The 2,730-nt window shown below is 67.3% G+C and carries 1 protein-coding gene and 1 pseudogene; both read right to left on the reverse strand.

Annotation, left to right across the window (positions count from 1 at the left end):
- Positions 1-198, reverse strand: a pseudogene (locus G6O68_RS31515) (IS630 family transposase); the annotation flags it as partial.
- A 75-nt stretch (positions 199-273) separates the two neighbouring features.
- Positions 274-2,613 (reverse strand): Ig-like domain-containing protein, encoded by a 2,340-nt coding sequence (locus G6O68_RS31520; protein WP_165253673.1) that lies wholly within the window; start codon positions 2,611-2,613, stop codon positions 274-276.
- Between the last annotated feature and the right edge of the window lie 117 nt (positions 2,614-2,730).

A 2,730-nucleotide genomic window follows, 5' to 3' on the forward strand; every position in this document is an offset into this window, starting at 1 on the left:
TCGCTCGACGGTCGCGACGCCGACGCCGAAGGCCTCGGCGATCCGGGCGTCGGGCCAGGCGGGTCCGCCCTCGGCGGCGTCGGCCTTCAGCAGGATGTGGGCGTGGGCGAACTTCCGGGCCGCCGACTTGCCGGCGGCGAGCATCTCGTGGAGCCGCTGACGTTCCTCGGCTTCGAGCGTGACCTTGTAGACCTTCATCGGGCCCCCCTGTGGCGGCGCCAACCCCAGGAGAACCGATCTCAAATCCACCCGCAAATTAAAACTGGCGGACTACTAGGCCTGGATCCGGTAGCCGCCGTCGGCCAGGGCCATCCCCGGGGTGATGCTCCACGCGCCGGTGATATCGGCCGTCGTCGAGCCGAGCAGGACCGCCGAGCCGCCGTTGAGCGACCCGTAGAGGTAGACCGACGCCCCCGCCTCGCTCGCGAAGCCGGAGAAGGTCGGCGCAGCGACGTTCGTCACCCCGTCCGTCTTCGAGACGCCCGAGTCGGACGCCGAGTCCAGGGCGCCGACGACCGAGAGGGCCCGGTCGGTGACGGCGATCTGGTTGGTGAGGTTCAGGACCGAGCCGAACGTGTCCTTGATCGCCATCGTCAGGCGGTACGCGCCGTTCAGCGTGGCCGGGGCGACCGGGCCGGCGCCGACGGTGTACGGGAAGGCCCCGGCCGCCAGCGAGTTGACGTAGTTGTGGGTGCCCACGATGTAGAACGTCGTCCCGACGCCGCCGGGCTGGACCACTCGGCCGGCCGAGGCCGGCGAGCCGTCGCCCCAGTCGATCGAGACCGTGTACTGGTTGGGCGTCGCCAGCGGGTTGGCGTCGGTGAACGAGCCCACCACCCAGTCGACGAACTGGTAACCTTCCAGGATCGGCACAATGGTCGGCTGACGCGGGGTGGCGATCAGCGGGGCGTCGGCGATGGTCGCCACGTTCGAGGCGATCGCGGCCACGCCCGAGTCGTCGGCGTCGCGAATGACGACCGTCACCGCGTAGCTGCCGGGGTTCGCGTAGGTGTGCGGCGCGGCGGAGACGATGAAGCTGTACGACGTGCCGTTGCGGATGATCGTCAGGCTGCCGACCCCCGCCGTACCGTCGCCCCAGTAGATGGTGGCCGTGTAGTCCGCCGCCGGGTTAGGTTTCGTCGGGTCGACGGCCCCCGGGTCGGTGAACGTCGCGACGACGATCGTGGGGGAGGAGGCGATGGGGATGTTCTCATACCCGGAGAACGCCTTGACCGCGGCCTCGATGGCTGCGTCGTCCACGAACGCCGTGCCGGCCGTGGTGATCGGCGGGCTGTTCGGCGTGATGAGTGCGACGGGCACTCCATCGATGAACGTCGTGACGTTGGACCCGAGCGAGACCGCCGTGACCGCGGTGGCGAGCGGTCCGTCCTCGTAGTAGGTGTGCGTCCCGTAGACGTAGAAGACGGAGGGGTTGGACGCGTCCTGGACGATGACGCCGGCCGAGATGGAGCCGTCGCCCCAGGCGATCGTCACGCCGAAGTCCGAGGCCTTCGCGGTCGCCGACGCGGTGAAGGCGCCGACGAGGGCGTCGACCAGCCGCTGGCCCTGGACGGCCTTGATCGGCACGGTGAAGACGGTCGGCACGATCGGGCCGAGGTTCGTCACCGTGACGCTCTCGTACCCCGTGTAGGTGATCGAGGCGCCGGGCAAGGGCGCGCCGGAGATCGTCGTGACGCCGCTGACGGTCGTGAAGTTCGCCGGAGTGAGCCGCCTGCCTTCCGCGTCTATGGTCAGGGTGTCGATCCCGTCACCGCCGTCGAGAAAAGTCGCGGTCGCGCCGCCCGTTCCGTCGAGGGCGACGTAGGCTCGATCCTCCCCCGCTCCCTGTCTGACGACCATGGCCGCACCGGGCGGCAACCGGAGCAGCCGGACTTCGTCGTCGGCGGACGTACCCACGAGGTTCAATGCGAGAAGCGATTGGACCGGCAGCGTCGATTGGCGGTAATCGACGACCGCCATGTAACCGACCGGGTTCGTCGATTGGATCGTGACATTGGACTTGTTCGCAATGCGGGTTTCGGTGAACGAGGCCGGCGTGGCAAGCGATCGGATTGCCAAAGCAGTGAAGGCGTCGGCTGCCCCCACGCCGAGCAAAACGCCCGCGGGCGAACCACTGGAGTCGATGAATGTGTAATCAAGGGCGGGTGCCAGATCCACCACGCTGGCGTCAGAAAGCCCGACGTATTCGATGCGCGACCCCACGCCGGCCAATCCAAAAGAGATCGACCCCGCCCCTGAGCCGGTGGCGAGGTTGACTTCGCTTTCGATCGCGCCGTCAGGCGATCTTCCGGCAAGGATCAAGTCGCTGATAGCCGCGCCGGATCCATCAAAACCTCCGTCGTAGATCAGAGCGGGGTCGGTGCCCCCGGCGGGGAGCGGATTGCCCTGGCCGAGATCGATGCGGAGCTTGTTACTTACGTTTTGGGGCGCAAGGAGGCGAAGATGTCTCGCTGCGTCGACGTCATAGAAGAGACCGACCCCGTAGTCGATAAGCCGGGCGAGCTCTGCGTCGCCATGAGTCAGCTCGAGGACGGCGTTGGCCCCATTGATCCAGGCTGAGTTGTCGCAGATTACGTCGACGTAGCCGCCCAATTCGTTCCTGATGCTGACGCCGCCAAGCGCGATAGTGACTCCATTCTGGCCTATGTTGACTAAGCCCACGCCGCCCCCCGCCTCATCTCCGTCAACGGAGCTCCCAGGACGTTGAAC

The organism is Paludisphaera soli, assembly GCF_011064595.1.
GTDB classification, from domain to species: domain Bacteria; phylum Planctomycetota; class Planctomycetia; order Isosphaerales; family Isosphaeraceae; genus Paludisphaera; species Paludisphaera soli.